Raw genomic sequence first — 17,996 nt, forward strand, 5'->3', positions numbered from 1 at the left:
AGGCGTGATGTCAGCCCAACCCGAGTACGACTCCTCGGTCCGTCGGCTCCTGGCCCAGCCGCGCGGCGGGCCGACGGTGCTGCGCATCGTGCTCGGCACCCACCTGCGGCGGCTGCGGGAGGCCAGCGGCATCACGCGGGAGGCCGCCGGGGACGCGATCCGCGGCTCCCACGCCAAGATCAGCCGGCTTGAGCTCGGCCGCGTCGGCTACAAGGAGCGGGACGTCGCGGACCTGCTCACCCTCTACGGCGTGCACGACCCCGAGCAGCGCGAGGAGTTCCTCACCCTCGCCCGGCACGCCAACAACCCCGGATGGTGGCACCAGTACGGGGACGTGCTGCCCGGGTGGCTGGAAACGCTCCTCGGCCTGGAGGAGGCCGCGTCCCTGATCCGGACGTACGAGGTCCAGTTCGTGCCCGGCCTCCTCCAGACGGCCGCGTACGCCCGGGCCGTCACCCTGCTCGGGCACGGCCGCGCCGGGGACGCCGAGGTCGAACGCCGGGTACGGCTGCGGATGCGCCGCCAGGAGTTGCTGACGCGGGAGCACGGCCCCCGGCTGTGGGCCGTCATCGACGAGGCCGCCCTGCGTCGCCCGCTCGGCGGCCCCGAGGTGATGCGCGGCCAGATCCGGCACCTGCTCGACATCGCCGAACGGCCGAACGTCACCCTCCAGGTGGCGCCCTTCAGCATCGGCGGCCTGGCGGCGGCGGGCGGCCCCGTGACGCTGCTGCGGTTCACCGAGCCGGACCTCCCCGACATCGTCTACCTGGAACAGCTCACCAGCGCCCTCTACCTCGACAAGCGGGCCGAGGTGGAGACGTACATGGTCGTCATGGACCGCCTGTGCGCGGCCGCCGACACCCACGAGCGCACGACGGAGTTCCTGCGCCGGCTGCTCACGGAGCTGTGAGGCCCGCGAGCAGCCGGGCCCGGCTCAGATGAGGCCCTGCGCGAGCATCGCGTCGGCCACCCGCTCGAAGCCGGCGGCGTTGGCGCCGAGCACGTAGTCGCCCGGCGCCCCGTACCGCTCGGCGGTCTCGTGGCAGGTGGCGTGGATGTCGCGCATGATGCCCGTCAGCGCCTCCTCCACCTTCTCGTGCGTCCACGGCGTCCGGGCGGCGTTCTGGCGCATCTCCAGGGCGCTGGTGGCCACGCCGCCCGCGTTGGCGGCCTTGCCGGGCCCGAAGGCCACGCCCGCCTCCGTGAACGCCGTGACGGCCTCGGGCGTGCAGGGCATGTTGGCGCCCTCCGCGACGGCCTTCACGCCCGCCTGGACGAGCGCGGCGGCGGCCCGGCCGTCCAGCTCGTTCTGCGTCGCGCAGGGCAGGGCCACGTCCGCCGGGACGTCCCAGACGCTGCCGCCGGAGACGTGGCGGGCCGAGGAGCCGCGCCGCTCCGCGTAGTCGCCGAGCCGGCCCCGCTCGACCTCCTTGACCTGCCGCAGCAACGCGACGTCCACGCCCTTCTCGTCGACCACGTAGCCGCCCGAGTCGGAGACGGTCAGGACGTGGGCGCCGAGGGCCTGGGCCTTCTCGACGGCGTAGATCGCCACGTTCCCGGAGCCGGAGACGGCGACCTGCTGGCCGTCCAGCTCCTCCCCGCGCACCCGCAGCATCTCGGCGGCGAAGAGCACGGCGCCGTAGCCGGTGGCCTCCGTGCGCGCCAGGGAGCCGCCCCAGCCGGGCGCCTTGCCGGTGAGCGCGCCGGCCTCCCAGCGGTTGGTGACGCGGCGGTACTGGCCGAAGAGGTAGCCGATCTCGCGGCCGCCGACGCCGATGTCACCGGCCGGGACGTCCGTGTGCTCGCCCAGGTGGCGGTACAGCTCGGTCATGAAGGACTGGCAGAAGCGCATGACCTCGGCGTCGGACCGGCCGCGCGGGTCGAAGTCGCTGCCGCCCTTGCCGCCGCCGATACCGAGCCCGGTGAGCGCGTTCTTGAAGATCTGCTCGAAGCCGAGGAACTTCACGATGCCGAGGTTGACGGACGGGTGGAAGCGCAGGCCGCCCTTGTACGGGCCGAGCGCGCTGTTGAACTCGACGCGGAAGCCCCGGTGGACCTGGACGCGGCCGGCGTCGTCCTGCCACGGCACGCGGAACATCAGCTGCCGCTCCGGCTCGCAGATCCGCTCGACGATGCGCGCCTCCACCAGTTCGGGACGGGCCCGCAGGACCGGGCCGAGGGTGTCCAGCACCTCGTGGACGGCCTGGTGGAACTCCGGTTCACCCGGGTTGCGCCGCAGGATCTCGTCGTACAGGTCGTCGCGCATCGCGTGGCATCCTCTCCCTCGGCCTCCGTCTCCGCCGACCGTAGGGGCCTCGGAGGGACGTCGGGCCAAACTGTCGCACACCCCACAGGGCGCCCGGAGGGCGGGCGGGAGAAGTCCGGGGTGGGGGCGGGGAGAAACCCGGGGGTCGGGAAAAGGGAACGGCCCCGGAGAGTCAGGCCTCTCTCCAGGACCGTTCCGGCGGGGCGTCGCGCTGGTGGCACTTGACGGGCCAGCACCCCCCACAGGGCCAGCACCGCCGCCTAGCGTCTTCGACGCCCCGTCCCGCGGGATTGCGTGAGGGAGTCTGGTCGATAATCACCACGGTTTGCACATCGACCGAACAGAATCAGTAACGTTGCGTGTTAAATGAGTGGCAGGAAGTAATACACCTACCCGTCGGTAACCGAACGCCCACAAGCCCCCTACCAGCGGTAATGTCACCAGCGGTGGGCACGATGCCCAACAGGAACGGCCAACGGAGGCTTACAGGCCGCCGGGAACACGGCCGAAACGCATCGGTCACGCTGCCGAAATCATGGCCTTCCAGTGCACCGTGCACATGCGTACGGCCCATGCGGCCGTCCGGCGGGCCCGACGCCGGACGGCCGACACCGTCGGAGCCCCGCGTCAGCGGCCCGCCGCGATCTGCCGGGACATGATCGTCGTCAGCTCGTACGCCGTGTGGGACGCCGCGACGGAGGTGATCTCGGCGTGGTCGTACGCCGGCGCGACCTCCACCAGGTCGGCGGAGACCAGCCGACACCCGGCGAGGCCGCGCAGGATCTCCAGCAGCTCGCGCGAGGTGAGGCCGCCCGCCTCGGGGGTGCCCGTACCCGGTGCGTGGGCGGGGTCCAGCACGTCGATGTCGATCGAGATGTACAGCGGGCGGTCCCCGATGCGCTGGCGCAGCTGGTCGGTGACCTCGTCGACCCCGCGCCGCATGACGTCGGCCGAGGTGACGATGCCGAAGCCCATCTTCTCGTCGTCGTCGAGGTCCTTCTTCCCGTACAGCGGGCCGCGGGTGCCCACGTGGGACAGCGCCGAGGTGTCGAGGACGCCCTCCTCCACCGCGCGGCGGAACGGCGTGCCGTGGGTGTACTCGGCTCCGAAGTAGGTGTCCCAGGTGTCCAGGTGGGCGTCGAAGTGGAGCAGCGCCACCGGCCCGTGCCTGCGGGCCACCGAGCGCAGCAGCGGCAGCGCGATGGTGTGGTCGCCGCCCAGCGTCATCATGCGGGCGCCGCTGTCCAGGATCTCGTCGGCGGCGGCCTGCACCGTCTCGACGGCCTCGTCGATGTTGAACGGGTTCACCGCGATGTCGCCGGCGTCCGCCACCTGGGCCAGGGCGAAGGGGGAGGCGTCCTGAGCCGGGTTGTAGGGGCGGAGCAACCGGGATGCCTCACGGATCGCGTTCCCGCCGAAGCGGGCGCCGGGCCGGTAGGACACGCCCGAGTCGAAGGGGACGCCGACCACCGCGACGTCCGCGCCGCCGACCTCGTCCAGCCGCGGCAGCCGGGCGAAGGTGGCCGGGCCGGCGTAGCGCGGGACGCGGGAGGAGTCGACGGGACCGACGGGACGGCCGGAGGGGTGGGGGCTCGTCTCACTGCTCATACGCGCGAGGGTAGGTGGCGCGCGGGCGTCCCTGACATGGACGTTTCTGAGCGGAGAGGTGCCGGGTTTTGGACACATGGTCCATCGACCGCACGTACGGGCGACAATGGCGGCATGCCCGCACCCATGGAACCGCCCGTCGGCCCCCCGCCCCCGCAGCCCCCCGTGCCCACCCGCGCGGAGCTGGTCGAGCACCTGCGGCACACCCGCATCGCCGGGGACGTCGCGACACCGCGTGAGAACAACCTGGCGCACTTCCGGGCACTGGCCAACGGAGACCGGTACTACTGGTTCGGGCTCGAACTGGGCGACCGCTGGACCGACGAGCAGGACGTGCTGGCCGTCATGGCGGAGCGGGTGGGGGTCGTCGACGACCCGGGGCACCGCGCCGGGCAGGACACCATCGACCCGGACCTCACCGTGGACGCCCTGGAGCGGGCGGCCGTGCGGCTGCGCAAGGCCGCCGACGCCGGGGAGCGGGTCCTCTTCGCCACCGGCCACCCGGGCGGGCTGCTGGACGTGCACCGCAGCGTGGCCGCCGCGCTCCGCGTCGCCGGGTGCCACGTCGTCCGCGTGCCGCTGGGCCTGGTGGCCGACGAGGGCGTCGTCGTCCAGCTCGCCGACGTCGCCATGCACGAGCGCGGGGCGACCCTGTGGCACACCCACTCCCCCGAGCCGATGCGGGCCGTCCTCGACGCCCTGCCCCGGCACGGCGAGCCGCTGCCCGACCTCGTCTTCGCGGACCACGGATGGGCCGGGTGCGCCGGGCAGCGGGGGCTCGACACGGTCGGCTTCGCCGACTGCAACGACCCGGCGCTCTTCCTCGCCGAGGCCGAGGGCACGCTCGCGGTGGCGGTGCCGCTCGACGACCACGTGGTGAACCCGCGCTTCTACGAACCCATGACCGCCTACCTGCTGGCCGCCGCCGGGCTGGCCCTCTGACGTCCGCCGGGCCGCCCGGGGCCGGGGTCCGCGCGGCCCCGGGACGTCAGCGCGAGCGGGGGACGCGGACGGCGCCCTCCTGGATGACGGAGGCCACCAGGCGCCCGTCCGCCGTGTAGATGCCGCCCTTGCCGAGCCCCCGGCCGCCCTGCGCGGTGGGGCTCTCCTGGTCGTACAGCAGCCACTCGTCGGCCCGGAAGGGGCGGTGGAACCACATCGCGTGGTCCAGGCTGGCCCCGACCACGTCCCCGACCGTCCAGCCGCCCCGGCCGTGGGCGAGCAGGACCGAGTCCAGCAGCGTCATGTCCGAGACGTAGGTGGCCAGGCAGATGTGCAGCATCGGCTGGTCGTGCTCGCCGTCCAGCTTGCCGTTGGTGCGGAACCACACCTGCGAGCGCGGCTCGGCCGGGCCCTTCCCGGCGGCCGCGTAGGGCGGCTCGTTGACGTAGCGCAGGTCCACGGCCGCCCGGGCCTCCGCCAGCCGCTCGGCGACGCCGGGGTCGGTGAACAGGTGCGCGTGCCGGGGCAGCAGCTCGGCCGCCGTGGGCAGCGTCTCCGGGTCGGGGGCGTCCGGCATCGGCGCCTGGTGCTCCAGCCCGTCCTCGGCCACCTGGAACGACGCGGAGAGGTGGAAGATCGGCTGCCCGTGCTGGACGGCGACCACCCGCCGCGTGGTGTAGGAGCGCCCGTCGCGGATGCGGTCGACGTTGTAGACGATGGGCGCGCCGGGGTCCCCCATGCGCAGGAAGTAGGCGTGCAGCGAGTGCGCGGGGCGCTCGGCGGGCACGGTGCGCCCGGCGGCCACCAGGGCCTGCGCGGCGACCTGCCCGCCGAACACGCGCGGGATGATCGCGGAGCGGCTGGCGCCGCGGAAGATGTCCTGCTCGATCCGCTCCAGGTCGAGCAGATCGAGCAGGGACGCCAGGGCCTCGCTCACCGCTGGTTCACAGCCCCATCGACTTCGCGACGATCGAGCGCATGACCTCGCTCGTGCCGCCGTAGATGCGCGTCACGCGGGTGTCCGCGTACAGCCGGGCGATCGGGTACTCGCGCATGTAGCCGTAGCCGCCGTGCAGCTGGAGGCAGCGGTCGATGACCTTGGCGGCCAGCTCGGTGGTGAACAGCTTGGCGGAGGCGGCGTCGGCGGCGGTGAGCTCACCGGCGTCGTGCGCGTCCAGCGCCCGGTCGACGACGGCCTGCATGGCGTCGACGTCGGCCTTGCAGTCGGCGAGGACGAACTTGGTGTTCTGGAAGGACGCCACGGTCTGACCGAAGACGGTCCGGTCGGTGACGTAGCTCTGCGCGAAGCGCACGGCCGCGTCGGCCTGGGCGTAGGCGCCGACGGCGATGCCCAGCCGCTCCTGCGGCAGGTTGTGGGCGAGGTAGGAGAAGCCCTTGCCCTCCTCGCCGAGCAGGTCCTCCACCGGCACCTTGACGTCGGTGAAGCTCAGCTCGGCGGTGTCGGAGGTCTTCAGACCCAGCTTGTCGAGCGTGCGGCCGACCTCGTAGCCCTCGCTGTGCGCGTCGACGACGAGGATGGAGATGCCGCTGCGCCGGTCCTCCGGCGTGGGCGGGGCGGTGCGGGCGCACACCAGCACGCGGTCGGCCTGGACGCCGCCGGTGATGAAGGTCTTGGCGCCGTTGAGGACGTAGTGCGTGCCGTCCTCGGAGAGCTTGGCGGTGGTCTTCATGCCCGCGAGGTCCGAGCCGGTGCCCGGCTCGGTCATCGCGATGGCGGTCATCATCTCGCCCGAGACGAAGCCCGGCATCCAGCGGCGCAGCTGCTCCTCGGTGCCGTACTTGAGCAGGTAGGGCAGGCAGAGGGCGGTGTGGACGCTGGAGCCGCCGAAGCTGACCCCGGCGCGGGCGCACTCCTCGCTGATGACGGCGCTGAACTTGAAGCTGCTCTCGCCGGCGCCGCCGTACTCCTCGGGCACCTCGATGCCGAAGACGCCCAGCTCGCCGAGCTTCTTGTAGAGGTCGCGGGGCACCATGCCGGCCTGTTCCCACTCGGGGTAGTACGGGGCGACCTCATTGGCGACGAACTCCCGGACGGTCTGCCGGAACGCCTCATGGTCCTCGTTGAACACCGTGCGACGCATGGACGCGCCTCCCTCGGGTAGCTGTCGAACGCCTGTCTAAGCGCTTGCTCAGTCGAAGTTACCCAGCGGTCCCACCCGCTGTCCAGAGCCGCACGCCCCGTCCGCCCGGTGCCGCACCCGGCCGCCCGCACCGCCACCGGCGATCCCCTGCTACCGTCCGCCGACATGGACGACGACGGGGTGTACGTGGGCAGCGCGGGCCGGGACGCCGCACTGGACCGGGGCTGGCTGCTGGGTCACTTCAAGGAGGCCGGCGACCCGCGCCACAGCGAGGCCGTGGAGATCAAGTGGGGTGTGCACCCCGTGGGCGACCGGCGGACGCGGTGGGTCACCGGCGAGACCCGCACCGCGCTCCTCGTCCTCATCAGCGGGCGGTTCCGGCTGGAGTTCCCGGGCCGCAGCGTGACCCTGGCCGAGCAGGGCGACTACGTCGTCTGGGAGAAGGGGGTGGACCACTCCTGGTACGCGGAGGAGGAGTCCGTCGTGCTGACGGTCCGCTGGCCCTCCGTCCCCGGCTACCGCGCCGAGGGCTGACCGCCCTCCGCGCACCGCCCGCGGCCGAACACGCCCCGGCCGGGTTCCTGCTGACGGCGCCTCGGGCCCGCCCGCGCCGCACGGTCGGCTCCGGCCGACCGGCACCGCGTCCCGCCGGTGGGCCCCGGACACGACGAAGGCCCCTGCCTGGTCTCCCAGTACAGGGGCCTCGCCCTCAAGGGTGAACGACGGGACTTGAACCCGCGACATCCTGGACCACAACCAGGTGCTCTACCAGCTGAGCTACGCCCACCACGTCCGGTGACGCGACCGGCTTCCGCCGGCCGCCTGCTGCGGGGCTTCCCGCACCGGCCGGATACGAGTGTACAGGGTCGGGGCGGGTGCTCGCGCACGCCTTTTCGGGGTGCCCGCCCGGCGGCTCAGGCCCCGCCCGCGTGGCGGGCGGCGATGGCCTTGGCGGCGTCGGAGTCCGGGCCGGGCTGCGGCACGAAGACGGCTTCCCGGTAGTAGCGCAGCTCGGCGATGGACTCGCGGATGTCCGTGAGCGCCCGGTGCGTGCCGCCCTTCTCCGGGCTGTTGAAGTACGCCTTCGGGTACCAGCGGCGGGCCAGCTCCTTGATCGACGAGACGTCGACGAGCCGGTAGTGCAGGTGGGCGTCGAGCGCCGGCATGTCCCGGCTGAGGAAGCCGCGGTCGGTGGCGATCGAGTTGCCGCACAGCGGCGCCCTCCCCGCCTCCGGCACGTGCTCCTTCACGTACGCCAGGACACGGGCCTCGGCGTCGGCGAGCGTGGTGCCGCCGTCCAGGGCGTCCAGGAGCCCCGAGGTCGTGTGCATCGTCCGCACGACGTCCGGCATGGACGCCAGCGCCTCGGCGGGGGGACGGATCACGATGTCCACCCCCTCGCCGAGGATGTTGAGCTCGGCGTCGGTGACCAGCGCGGCCACCTCGATGAGCGCGTCGTCGGTCAGCGAGAGGCCGGTCATCTCGCAGTCGATCCACACCATCCGATCGTTCATGCGGGCAACCCTACGTTGACGGACGCGCCGCGCGGCCTCAGCCCGCCCCGTGGCCCCGCTGGCCCGGCACCCTGGCCGCGTACGCCTCGGCGCGCGGCCTGCCGTGCGTCGCGCCCCCGGCCCCTGCGGCGACCAGCGCGGCGTCCGGGAATCCGGGCGCCCCGTGGGCTTCGGAGCGGGCCGGCGGCATCCGGAGGGGAACCGAGGGTGGACCCCCCTCCGGACCGTCCAGCCCGCCCGCGTCGGAGGCCGCCGGGCGGCGCGCCCGGTAGGCCGCGCGGTACGTCGCCGGTGAGGCACCGAGCTGCCGCCGGAAGTGCCCACGCAGGGCGACGGGTGAACGGAAGCCGCAGCGCGCCGCGACCTCGTCCACGGAGAACTCGGAGTTCTCCAGGAGCCGCTGCGCCTGGAGCACCCGCTGGGTGATCAGCCACTGCAGCGGCGCGCTGCCGGTGAGCGCGCGGAACCGCCGGTCGAAGGTGCGCCTGCTCATGTACGCGCGGGCGGCCAGCGCCTCCACGTCGAACTGCTCGTGGAGGTGCTCCAGCGCCCAGGCGACGACCTCGGCCAGCGGGTCGGTCCCGATCTCCTCGGGTAAAGACCTGTCCAACCGGTGCAACTGGCCCACTTCGGAGGCGTTGCCCCGGCGGGGCGGCACGACGAGCCGCCGGGCGAGTGCCCCGGCGGCCTCGGCACCGTGGTCGCTGCGCACCACGTGCAGGCACAGGTCGATGCCGGCGGCGGTACCGGCCGAGGTGAGGATGTCGCCGTCGTCCACGAAGAGTTCCCGGGGATCGACGTGGACGGCCGGGTAGCGCTTGGCGAGCGTCGGCGCGTACATCCAGTGCGTCGTCGCCGGGCGGCCGTCCAACAGGCCCGCGGCGGCGAGGACGAACGCCCCCGTGCACAGGCCCATGACGCGCGCGCCCTCCTGGTGGGCGCGGCGCAGCGCCTCCAGGGCGGCCGCCGGTGGTGGTTGGGTGATCGAGCGCCAGGCCGGGACGACGACGGTGCCCGCCCGCGCGATGGCGTCTATGCCATGAGGAGCTGTCAGTTCGAGGCCGCCCGTGGTGCGTAGGGGGCCTTCCTCACCGGCGCATACCAGCAGCCGGTACCTGGGTACTCCCGCATCCTGCCGGTCGACGCCGAATACGGAGAGCGGGATCGAGCTCTCGAATATCGGCCCACCGCCGAACAGCAGCACCGCCACGATCTCGCGACGCCGCCGGGCGGTCAGTTTCCGGACGGGCGCGGGGCCGTGCGATGGGTCCTGGCTCATGTGGTCAAGCCCCCCTCAGTGGTCGCTTTCCTCTCGGTGTTGCACGGTTTCCCCCGCCGTGGTTCTCCAAGATCGAATCTACTGTGTCGTAGGCATCCGCAGTGACAAGTTCATCACTCAGTGCTTTGTCGACAACACAACGTGGCGTGAAGCATTCGATCACGTTGCGTTGCATCCGTCGACGCCCCGTGGGCGGGCGGGAGGCTCCCCGGCGGTGCCGCGTATGGTGCGTTCACGGGTTGCACTCCTTTCACTCCTGGTAGGGCGGCCGACGTCCACGATTCTGACAAGGTGTGTACCACGTTCGGAAGTTGGCCGAAAAGAGCGCCTGACAGGGGCTCGCTGTGCTGGGGACGAGCGTACGGCGGGTGCACGGGGCGGCCCGGTGGCGCACGACGGCACGGCGCCCGCCCGACAACCGCCGCTCAGAGCCTCCGGCCCGCTCCCGCGCCGGTCCGCGCCGCCGCCACGACTCCCGCCACGGGGTGCGCCGCGCCGGATCCGCCGCCGTGACCAGCGGTGACGCCCCTCCTCGCGAGTGGCCGGGTGTCCGGCCACTCGCGAGGAGGGGCGTCACCGCGGCGAGGCCCGGCACCCCCACCGCACCGCGATGACGGCTCGACCCGTCCTCCGCCGCTCCCCGGCCGCGTCACCGGTGGCGCACCAGGGGCGCACGGAGGCACGGAGCGGCAGTTCGGAGGCGATTCCGTGCCGTTCCACGATGCGGACGGTCGCCGCGCCGGACACCGGGGCAGCCGCCCGCGGCCGCCGAGGTGGCCGCGGGGGTCGGGCCCGTCGCCGCCCAGCGCGCGCGAGACGGCATTGCGCGGGGGCGCGCACTCGGGCATGCTTCGGCCTCGATCCCCGGACCGATCGAAGCCCTGGGCACGGCGCGTGTAGGGCCGTACCCTGGGGGTAGGGGGATGAAAAGGCAGTTCCCAGACTTTATTGAGCCCGCAACCATCCGTTAGCTCCTCACCCCGAGGACTTCTTCGCCGAGACAGCCATGGCCGGACACGAGATCCCCGAACCTGCGGACCGCAAGCCGGTCGCCGACGCCCCGGCGCTGCCCGACGCGGTGCCGGACGGCGCACCGGCCCCCCACCCGTGCGACCCGGCGTTCCAGCACGGCGTGGTCGTCGGCTTCGACGGCTCGCTGTCCAGCGAGCGGGCCCTCGCGTACAGCATCGGCATGGCCCGTCGGTCCGGTTCCGGTCTGATCATCGTCCACGTCGCCAACCGGCTGCCGACCACGGTGTGGGCCGGGTGCGAGCCCCCCGTCTTCGTCGACGTGCCCGACCACCGCACCGAGGTGCTGGGGCTGGAACTGGCCTGCGCGGACCACCTCGCCGAGGTGCCGTGGATCCTCGTCGAGCGCGGCGGCGACATCTGCCACGAACTGGAGGAGGTCGGCCGCGAGTACGAGGCCGACGCGATCGTCGTCGGGTCCACCCACGGCATCGTGGGACGCATCTTCGGCTCCGTGGCCGGTCGGCTCGCCCGCCGCGCACAGCGCCCCGTCGTCGTCATCCCCTGACGGTCCCGAGCGGCTCGCCGCACGTCCCTCCCGCTCCGCCCGCGCACGTCGAAGGGCGGCCCCGGGAGCGTGCCACCATACGCACCCGGAGCCGCCCTGCTGGCCCGGCGTCGCCCATTACGCCGAGCCCAGCCGCCGTACCGGAGACCGTCACTTCCCCGCCGGCAGCGCGTTGCCGGGTGTATGCCCGTCTCCGCAGCGCGCTGCACGTGCTACGAGCGAGTAGCTTGTCCCAACTCCGTTGGCCGGCCCGAACGTCGGAGCACCTCGGGCATCGTCACGTACGGGATGACGGCAGTCCTGGGCTGCCGGGGCCCGCAGACGGACGCACGAGAGCGACGCTCGCACGCGAGGCGCCGCATTGCCTTGCGGCGGGCGCCGCCGCGCCCCACCATCACGTCAACGGCCGGGAACCACGGCAGGACGCGTGACCGGAACCACGGTCAGGAAGTCGTCCAGCCCCTTGAAGTCATCCGGATTCGTGGTGAACAACGGCAGCTCCTCGGCCACGGCGACCGCTGCGATCATCAGGTCGGCCACCCGCCGCCTCGGCTTACGACCGGCCCCGATGACCCCGGCACAAACCCTCCCGTAGATGCGTGCTGCCTCGGAACCGAAGGGAATGGGATCGAACTCGTTCTCCGCCCGCTGCAGCACGTCCAGCCTCCGGGCACGCTCGGCGTGCTCGTCGTAGTCGCTCTGGTCCTCGTTCCTTCGTACCTCGTGCGGCCCTGCGGACAGCTCGGCCAGCGTGATGGCACTGATCGCCACCTCGGCGGGCAGCTCGCCCGGATCGATCGCCCTGCGGAGGATCATGATGTTCGTGTCGAGCAGACCCTGCCGGTGCTCAACGGGCATAGGGGTCCCCCTGCTCCTGGTCGGCAGTGGCTTCCTGGTCCCTGCGGAAGGCGTCAAGCGAAGGAGTCGGCGCGGTGGAGGACATCCCGGCGAACTCTTCGCGGGAGACGAATCGCCGACGCCGACGCAGAGGAATCAGTTCGCCGATGTGGTGCCCGTCACGCGTCACCGTGAACGCCTGACCGCTTTGGACGGCCTGCATGATCTCCTTGGACCTGCTCCGCAGGTCGCGCTGGGTGATCTCCTGCTGTGCACTCATGACATCACCATACGCGCCCCGTGCTACCTGGTGCCACTCGGTGGCACACGCTTCGGGTGCACCTGCCCGGGGCCCGGACCTGATCCGGGCCCCGGGGGAGGTCACTCGACGGTGACGGACTTGGCGAGGTTGCGGGGCTTGTCGATGTCCCGGCCCAGGGCCAGCGCCGTGTGGTAGGCGAGGAGCTGGAGCGGGATGCCCATGAGGATCGGGTCCAGCTCGGGCTCGTTGCGGGGGACGACGACCGTGTGGTCGGCCTTCTCCTGCTCGGTGTGGGCGACGGCGAGGATGCGGCCGCTGCGGGCCTTGATCTCCTCCAGCGTCGCGCGGTTCTTGTCCACCAGGTCGTCGTCGGGGACGATCGCCACCGTCGGGACGGCGGGCTCGATCAGCGCCAGCGGACCGTGCTTCAGCTCGGAGGCCGGGTACGCCTCGGCGTGGATGTAGGAGATCTCCTTGAGCTTCAGCGACGCCTCCAGCGCCACCGGGTAGCCCCGCACGCGGCCCACGAACATCATCGACTTGGCCTGGGCGTAGTCCGCCGCGAGCGCCGCGATGCGGTCCTCGTTCGCGACGATCTCGGCGATCTGCGCGGGGAGTTTGCGCAGCCCCTCGATGACGCGCTTGCCGTCGGCGACGGACAGGTCGCGGATGCGTCCCAGGTGCAGCGCCAGCAGCGCGAACGCCACAGCGGTGTTGGTGAAGCACTTGGTCGAGACGACGCAGACCTCCGGCCCGGCGTGCACGTAGACGCCGCCGTCCGTCTCGCGGGCGATGGCCGAGCCGACGACGTTGACGACGCCGAGCACGCGCGCGCCCTTGCGCTTGAGCTCCTGCACGGCGGCGAGCGTGTCGTACGTCTCGCCGGACTGGCTGACGGCGATGTAGAGCGTGTCCGGGTCCACGACGGCGTTGCGGTAGCGGAACTCGCTGGCCGGTTCGGCGTCGGCGGGGATGCGGGCCAGCTCCTCGATGAGCTGGGCGCCGATGAGACCGGCGTGGTACGCCGAGCCGCAGCCGAGGATCTTGACGCGGCGCACGGCGCGGGCCTCGCGGGCGTCCATGTTGAGGCCGCCGAGCCGGACGGTGGCGAACCGGTCGTCGATCCGGCCGCGCAGGACGCGGTCGACGGCGTCGGCCTGCTCGGCGATCTCCTTGTGCATGAACGTGTCGTGGCCGCCCATGTCGTAGGACTCGGCGGCCCATTCCACCGTCTCCGGCGTGGCGGACGTCCGCGAGCCCTCGGTGGTGTAGGTGCGGTAGTCGTCGGCCTTGAGGGTGGCCATCTCGCCGTCGTCCAGGGTGACGACCTGGCGGGTGTGGGAGACGAGCGCCGCGACGTCGGAGGCGACCAGCATCTCGTGCTCGCCGATGCCCAGCAGCACAGGCGAACCGTTGCGGGCGACGACGATGCGGTCGGGGAAGTCGGCGTGCAGGACGGCGATGCCGTAGGTGCCCTCGATGACGGCCACGGCTTCGCGGACCTTCTCCTCCAGCGTGGCGCCCTGCGCGCGGCCCACGAGGTGGGAGATGACCTCGGTGTCGGTCTCGGAGACGAAGGTGACGCCGTCGGCGGTGAGCTTGGCGCGCAGCTCGGCGGCGTTGTCGACGATGCCGTTGTGGACGACGGCCACCGTGCCCTCGGCGTCCAGGTGCGGGTGGGCGTTCTCGTCGCTGGGCGCGCCGTGGGTGGCCCAACGGGTGTGCGCGATGCCCGTGCCGCCCGCGAACCGCTTGGGCAGTCGGGACTCCAGCTCACGGACGCGGCCCTTGGCCTTCGCCGTCTTCAGGCCCGCGTTCTTCCCGGTGCCGCTGCTGTGGATGGCGATGCCGGCCGAGTCGTAGCCCCGGTACTCCAGCCGCTGCAGCCCCTCCAGCAACAGGGGCGCCGCGTCCCGCTTGCCGATGTACCCCACGATCCCGCACATGGGCCTCTCCTCGTCCGTCGTCGCACGTCGCTCAGCCGTAGACGATGCGGCGCAGCTGCCGGAGGCTGAGCTCGGGCGGCGCGACCGCCCGGTACGGCAGTTCCGCTTGGATGCGCTCGAAGATCGCCGGGTTGCGCAGCCCGGCGGACTGCAGTTCCCGGTGCCGGCGGCGCACGTAGTCCTCGGCGGTCTCGTCGAAGTACGCGAGCACGTCGAGGACGACCCGCGCGGCCTCACCGCGCGGCAGCGCGGTGGTGCGGGTCAGGTGGTCCACGAGGTCGTCGTGGGCCGGCGTCCGGCGTTCGAGCACGGACCGATACTGGGGCCCCGAGTGCGCCCACGCAAGTTTCCTGCCCGTTTTCGGGCATGTTCCCGACCTTCGACATCTGGAACCTGCCCGTCCGCTTCAGCCGCGGTCTCGGCGGTCCCGACGCGCAGGCACCCGCAGACGACGGCGCCCCCGCCCGTGACCAGGGAAAACCCCCTCCCGTCCGTACACCCGCCCCGGACGCGGTCCCGATCTTCGTCGTTTCCGCCAGTACGGCGGTCGGTCGGCGTTCGGACAGACTGCCCGCCGAAGGCCACGGCACGCCCCGGGAGGCGGCCGCCGGGCCGACGCCATGACCGGCACCAGGGGAGGACGGCACGATGGGTGGACAGCAGTACGACGCGATCGGTGAGGCGTACGAGGGCTTCAAGGCCCTGCCGCTGGAGCGGTACGTGGTGGTGCCGAGCTTCCTCGGACTCGTCGGCGACGTGCGCGGCAGGGCGGTCCTCGACCTGGCCTGCGGCACCGGCTTCTACAGCCGCGAGCTCAGGCGGCGCGGCGCGACCGAGGTGCTCGGCGTCGACATCTCCGGCGAGATGGTCGCCGTGGCCCGACAGGTGGAGGAGCGCGACGCGCTGGGCGTGCGCTACGAGGTGGGCGACGTGTCCCGGCTGCGTCCCCTGGGGCGTCGGTTCGACATCGCCCTGGCCGTCCAACTGCTCAACTACGCGGACGACCTGGCCACGGCCGAGCGCATGTGCCGCGCCGCGCACCGCAGCCTGCGGCCCGGCGGCGAACTGTTCGCCCTCAACCAGTCGCCCGACTTCCGCTTCGACGGGCCCACCCCCGAGAAGTACGGCTTCCGCAGCGTTCTCACCGGCGAGGAGGGCGAGACCGGGCCGATGGTCCGCACCACGGCCCTGCTCGACCCCCCGGTCTCCTTCGTCGCCCACCGGCCGCGCCGCGAGGTCTACGAGACGTGCCTGCGGGCAGCCGGGTTCAAGGAGCTGACCTGGGTCCCCCTGAAGGTCTCCGAGGCCGGACTGCGCACGTTCGGCGCGGCCCACTGGGCCGACCACCACGCCAACCCCCCGCTGGAGATGCTCCACTGCCGCGCCTGACGCCGCCCCGACGGCGCGCGCTTTCCTGCTGCGGAGAAGTCGCCGGAGGGCGGAGCCCGGCTCCAGCGTGTCGGCCGGCCTGGCCCCCTCTTGTGCCGCGCACGACCCGTTGCGCAGACTGACACCACGACAGAAGTAGGCGGGGGGGGCTCCATGGCGACGGAGGCGGAGCGCGCGCTGGGCGCCTTCATCCGCAACCACCCGACGGACAACGGCCGGCGCGGCCGCGTCGCGATCGTGGCCCTGCTGATCGGCCTGGCCTTCGCCGCCGTGGCCGTCCCGGTGACGGTGGCGGTCTTCTCCGAGGACGGCGACGGGACACCGCTCGCCGGACTGCTGTGGGGCGGCGCACTCGTCGGGCTCTACGGCGGCATCTCCAGCGGGCTCCGCACCCTGCAACGGCACGGCGAGGTCTTCGTGCTACGCGAGGACGGGCTGGTGTACCGCCGAACGGGGGAGACCAGGACACTGCCGTGGACCGGGATCGGCAGCACGGTGCAGCGAGGGCAGAACCACGCCTTGGCCCGACGCATGGGCTGGGACGTGCATCTGGTCATCCGGCCCCGCACGGGCACACGGCTGCTGCTGACCGGATACACCGAGGACGCGGCCCGACTGGCCGCCGAGATCGAGACCGCCGTGTCTACCGCAGCAGGCCGGCCGTCGCGCTAGTGCTCAGGTCTGACTTCGCGATCTTGTCGCGATCCGGCTGGGAACGGGTACTGTCACCGCGTGATCCCCGGTTGGTATGGGGACAACGAGGATCGTGCGGTGGCCGGAGACCACAGACAGCCACCACCGACGACGCTCCACCTACGAACGTGCCGGACAGATCACGAAACCGCACTGGGCAACCAGGCGGCGGACTCACCTTCACGGCCTTCGACGTGGTCGATAGCCTGTATGACCATGATGCGCGCTTGGATCCTGCCGATGCTGTTCGTGCTCAGCGGCACGGCCATCGCGACGGGGCAGGTCCTCAAGGGGAACCCCGGCACGGCCGCAGGACTCCTGCTGGCGTTCCTCACGCTCGCCGGCGTGAACTCACCCCTGATCTTCCCCAAGACGATCAGTGCGGAGGAGGCGCAGCGCCGCAGCGCGGACGACGGCCGACCGGTCGTCTTCTGGCGGCCGGGCTGCACGTACTGCATGCGGCTGCGCCTCCGACTCGGCCGCAGCGCCCGCCTACTGCACTGGGTGAACATCTGGCGCGACCCGGCAGGAGCCGCAGCGGTCAGAGCGGCCAACGACGGCAACGAGACGGTGCCCACCGTCGTCGTGGCGGGCCGGCCGCACACCAACCCCGACCCCCGGTGGGTACGCGAACAGCTCTCCCCTTCCGCGTGATCAAGCCGAAGGTAGGTGGTCGGGTCGGGACGTCGCCCGGGCCCGGCACGTGGTACCGCTGCCCCCGGGCGCCATACGGGGGACTCTCGGCAAGGTGACGGTGTGACTGCGGGGGCCGGGACGGGGCAAGGACGACCATGAACCCGTAACGCGGCTGCGACCCACCCCTGGAGGAACACGTGAGAAGCGAGGACGGCACGCCGGTGGCCGGCGGGGTCACCCCCGAACGCCTCGCCGGGCTCCGGGCATGGAACCTGGGACTGACGCTGCTGCACCTGGCCCAGGCCGTGGCGATCGTCCTCCTCGCCGGAGGCTTCTCGATCACCGTCACCTCCTCCGTTCCCGAGGGTCCGCCGGGGACGGAGGCGCCCGCCCCCGAGGCGCTGTTCGACGTGCCGATCGGCTGGGCCGTCGCCGTCTTCCTCGGCCTCGCGGCCCTGGACCACCTGCTGACGGCGACGGTCTGCCGCTCCACCTACGAGCGCGACCTCAGGCGGGGCATCAACCGGTTCCGGTGGGTCGAGTACGCGCTGAGCGCGACGCTGATGGTGCTCCTCATCGGCTTCTACTCCGGCATCACCGGCATCAACGCCGTCCTCGCCGTCGCCGGGGCCAACATCGGGATGATCCTCTTCGGCTGGCTCGAAGAGCTGATGAACCCGCCGGGGCGGGCGGTGACGACGATGCTGCCGTTCTGGTTCGGCACCCTGGTCGGCCTGGCGCCGTGGGCGGCGATCGTCTACAACGTCGTCGCGGCCGAGACCGTCCCCGGCTTCGTGTACGGGATCGTGGTCGTACAGGCCGTCCTCTTCTTCAGCTTCGGCCTCAATCAGTGGCTCCAGTACCGGGGCGTCGGCCGATGGGCCGACTACGCGTACGGGGAGAAGGGCTACCTGGTCCTCAGCCTGGTGGCGAAATCCCTGCTGGCCTGGCAGATCTTCGGCGGCTCCCTGTCCGGCTGACCCAG

The 17,996-nt window shown here is 72.3% G+C and carries 18 protein-coding genes and 1 tRNA gene; 8 read left to right on the forward strand and 11 right to left on the reverse strand.

What is annotated here, in order from left to right:
• The first annotated feature begins 7 nt into the window (after positions 1 to 7).
• Positions 8 to 910, forward strand: a complete 903-nt coding sequence (locus IF129_RS04435; protein WP_191208043.1) for a helix-turn-helix domain-containing protein — start codon at positions 8 to 10, stop codon at positions 908 to 910.
• A 24-nt stretch (positions 911 to 934) separates the two neighbouring features.
• On the opposite strand, the gene gdhA is transcribed toward IF129_RS04435, so the two are convergent.
• Together gdhA and speB are read right to left on the reverse strand one after the other, a co-directional pair.
• The gene (gdhA, locus tag IF129_RS04440; protein ID WP_191208044.1) at positions 935 to 2,266 is read right to left on the reverse strand and encodes an NADP-specific glutamate dehydrogenase; all 1,332 of its coding nucleotides are present in this window, start codon (positions 2,264 to 2,266) and stop codon (positions 935 to 937) included.
• Positions 2,267 to 2,893: 627 nt separating this feature from the next.
• Positions 2,894 to 3,874, reverse strand: coding sequence for an agmatinase (speB, locus tag IF129_RS04445; RefSeq protein ID WP_191208045.1), 981 nt, complete (start codon positions 3,872 to 3,874; stop codon positions 2,894 to 2,896).
• Positions 3,875 to 3,988: 114 nt separating this feature from the next.
• Here speB and IF129_RS04450 point away from each other — a divergent pair, with 114 nt between their 5' ends.
• Complete coding sequence (locus IF129_RS04450) at positions 3,989 to 4,816, forward strand: phosphatase (protein WP_224754235.1); 828 nt, start codon at positions 3,989 to 3,991, stop codon at positions 4,814 to 4,816.
• Positions 4,817 to 4,862: 46 nt separating this feature from the next.
• Here IF129_RS04450 and IF129_RS04455 read toward each other — a convergent pair whose 3' ends face one another.
• Together IF129_RS04455 and IF129_RS04460 are read right to left on the reverse strand one after the other, a co-directional pair.
• Positions 4,863 to 5,753 (reverse strand): acyl-CoA thioesterase, encoded by an 891-nt coding sequence (locus tag IF129_RS04455; protein ID WP_191208046.1) that lies wholly within the window; start codon positions 5,751 to 5,753, stop codon positions 4,863 to 4,865.
• A gap of 7 nt (positions 5,754 to 5,760) precedes the next feature.
• Positions 5,761 to 6,918, reverse strand: coding sequence for an acyl-CoA dehydrogenase family protein (locus IF129_RS04460; RefSeq protein ID WP_191208047.1), 1,158 nt, complete (start codon positions 6,916 to 6,918; stop codon positions 5,761 to 5,763).
• 165 nt (positions 6,919 to 7,083) lie between these two features.
• Here IF129_RS04460 and IF129_RS04465 point away from each other — a divergent pair, with 165 nt between their 5' ends.
• Positions 7,084 to 7,452 carry a cupin domain-containing protein gene (locus tag IF129_RS04465; protein WP_191208048.1) on the forward strand — a complete coding sequence of 123 codons (369 nt, stop codon included), beginning with the start codon at positions 7,084 to 7,086 and terminating at the stop codon, positions 7,450 to 7,452.
• 180 nt (positions 7,453 to 7,632) lie between these two features.
• Here the strand turns inward: IF129_RS04465 and IF129_RS04470 are convergent.
• From IF129_RS04470 to IF129_RS04480, 3 genes are all read right to left on the reverse strand, one after another.
• A tRNA-His gene (locus IF129_RS04470) sits at positions 7,633 to 7,705 on the reverse strand.
• Between the two features lie 127 nt (positions 7,706 to 7,832).
• Complete coding sequence (gene orn, locus IF129_RS04475; protein WP_191208049.1) at positions 7,833 to 8,432, reverse strand: oligoribonuclease; 600 nt, start codon at positions 8,430 to 8,432, stop codon at positions 7,833 to 7,835.
• 37 nt (positions 8,433 to 8,469) lie between these two features.
• Positions 8,470 to 9,711 carry a helix-turn-helix domain-containing protein gene (locus IF129_RS04480; protein WP_191208050.1) on the reverse strand — a complete coding sequence of 414 codons (1,242 nt, stop codon included), beginning with the start codon at positions 9,709 to 9,711 and terminating at the stop codon, positions 8,470 to 8,472.
• Between the two features lie 1,006 nt (positions 9,712 to 10,717).
• On the opposite strand from IF129_RS04480, the gene IF129_RS04485 reads away from it, so the two are divergent.
• Positions 10,718 to 11,248 (forward strand): universal stress protein, encoded by a 531-nt coding sequence (locus IF129_RS04485; RefSeq protein WP_191208051.1) that lies wholly within the window; start codon positions 10,718 to 10,720, stop codon positions 11,246 to 11,248.
• Between the two features lie 399 nt (positions 11,249 to 11,647).
• Here IF129_RS04485 and IF129_RS04490 read toward each other — a convergent pair whose 3' ends face one another.
• The 4 genes from IF129_RS04490 to IF129_RS04505 form a co-directional block, all read right to left on the reverse strand.
• Positions 11,648 to 12,106, reverse strand: coding sequence for a type II toxin-antitoxin system VapC family toxin (locus IF129_RS04490; protein WP_191208052.1), 459 nt, complete (start codon positions 12,104 to 12,106; stop codon positions 11,648 to 11,650).
• Entirely contained in the window at positions 12,096 to 12,365 is a 270-nt protein-coding gene (locus IF129_RS04495) for a type II toxin-antitoxin system Phd/YefM family antitoxin (protein ID WP_191208053.1), read from the reverse strand. The genes IF129_RS04490 and IF129_RS04495 overlap by 11 nt, the downstream gene beginning before the upstream one ends.
• Positions 12,366 to 12,466: 101 nt before the next feature.
• The gene (gene glmS, locus IF129_RS04500; protein WP_191208054.1) at positions 12,467 to 14,293 is read right to left on the reverse strand and encodes a glutamine--fructose-6-phosphate transaminase (isomerizing); all 1,827 of its coding nucleotides are present in this window, start codon (positions 14,291 to 14,293) and stop codon (positions 12,467 to 12,469) included.
• A gap of 31 nt (positions 14,294 to 14,324) precedes the next feature.
• The gene (locus IF129_RS04505; RefSeq protein WP_191208055.1) at positions 14,325 to 14,603 is read right to left on the reverse strand and encodes a hypothetical protein; all 279 of its coding nucleotides are present in this window, start codon (positions 14,601 to 14,603) and stop codon (positions 14,325 to 14,327) included.
• A 338-nt stretch (positions 14,604 to 14,941) separates the two neighbouring features.
• On the opposite strand from IF129_RS04505, the gene IF129_RS04510 reads away from it, so the two are divergent.
• From IF129_RS04510 to heR, 4 genes are all read left to right on the forward strand, one after another.
• Positions 14,942 to 15,682, forward strand: coding sequence for a class I SAM-dependent methyltransferase (locus IF129_RS04510; protein ID WP_191208056.1), 741 nt, complete (start codon positions 14,942 to 14,944; stop codon positions 15,680 to 15,682).
• Positions 15,683 to 15,835: 153 nt separating this feature from the next.
• Positions 15,836 to 16,354, forward strand: coding sequence for a hypothetical protein (locus tag IF129_RS04515; protein ID WP_191208057.1), 519 nt, complete (start codon positions 15,836 to 15,838; stop codon positions 16,352 to 16,354).
• Between the two features lie 237 nt (positions 16,355 to 16,591).
• A complete protein-coding gene (locus IF129_RS04520) occupies positions 16,592 to 17,029 on the forward strand; it encodes a glutaredoxin domain-containing protein (protein ID WP_191208058.1) in 438 nt (145 codons plus the stop codon).
• Positions 17,030 to 17,208: 179 nt separating this feature from the next.
• Positions 17,209 to 17,991, forward strand: a complete 783-nt coding sequence (gene heR, locus IF129_RS04525; RefSeq protein WP_318153541.1) for a heliorhodopsin HeR — start codon at positions 17,209 to 17,211, stop codon at positions 17,989 to 17,991.
• Positions 17,992 to 17,996: the final 5 nt, after the last annotated feature.

Source organism: Streptomyces chumphonensis (assembly GCF_014779715.1).
Lineage (GTDB): Bacteria > Actinomycetota > Actinomycetes > Streptomycetales > Streptomycetaceae > Streptomyces > Streptomyces chumphonensis.

Bases quoted from the DNA above. Each gene is read 5' to 3' on its own strand.
- orn (WP_191208049.1), bottom strand. From the start codon at position 8,432: ATGAACGATCGGATGGTGTGGATCGACTGCGAGATGACCGGCCTCTCG.
- IF129_RS04515 (WP_191208057.1), top strand. From the start codon at position 15,836: ATGGCGACGGAGGCGGAGCGCGCGCTGGGCGCCTTCATCCGCAACCAC.
- IF129_RS04450 (WP_224754235.1), top strand. From the start codon at position 3,989: ATGCCCGCACCCATGGAACCGCCCGTCGGCCCCCCGCCCCCGCAGCCC.
- IF129_RS04480 (WP_191208050.1), bottom strand. From the start codon at position 9,711: ATGAGCCAGGACCCATCGCACGGCCCCGCGCCCGTCCGGAAACTGACC.
- IF129_RS04490 (WP_191208052.1), bottom strand. From the start codon at position 12,106: ATGCCCGTTGAGCACCGGCAGGGTCTGCTCGACACGAACATCATGATC.
- gdhA (WP_191208044.1), bottom strand. From the start codon at position 2,266: ATGCGCGACGACCTGTACGACGAGATCCTGCGGCGCAACCCGGGTGAA.
- IF129_RS04485 (WP_191208051.1), top strand. From the start codon at position 10,718: ATGGCCGGACACGAGATCCCCGAACCTGCGGACCGCAAGCCGGTCGCC.
- IF129_RS04460 (WP_191208047.1), bottom strand. From the start codon at position 6,918: ATGCGTCGCACGGTGTTCAACGAGGACCATGAGGCGTTCCGGCAGACC.
- IF129_RS04495 (WP_191208053.1), bottom strand. From the start codon at position 12,365: ATGAGTGCACAGCAGGAGATCACCCAGCGCGACCTGCGGAGCAGGTCC.
- glmS (WP_191208054.1), bottom strand. From the start codon at position 14,293: ATGTGCGGGATCGTGGGGTACATCGGCAAGCGGGACGCGGCGCCCCTG.
- IF129_RS04435 (WP_191208043.1), top strand. From the start codon at position 8: ATGTCAGCCCAACCCGAGTACGACTCCTCGGTCCGTCGGCTCCTGGCC.
- IF129_RS04465 (WP_191208048.1), top strand. From the start codon at position 7,084: ATGGACGACGACGGGGTGTACGTGGGCAGCGCGGGCCGGGACGCCGCA.
- IF129_RS04520 (WP_191208058.1), top strand. From the start codon at position 16,592: ATGATGCGCGCTTGGATCCTGCCGATGCTGTTCGTGCTCAGCGGCACG.
- speB (WP_191208045.1), bottom strand. From the start codon at position 3,874: ATGAGCAGTGAGACGAGCCCCCACCCCTCCGGCCGTCCCGTCGGTCCC.
- IF129_RS04510 (WP_191208056.1), top strand. From the start codon at position 14,942: ATGGGTGGACAGCAGTACGACGCGATCGGTGAGGCGTACGAGGGCTTC.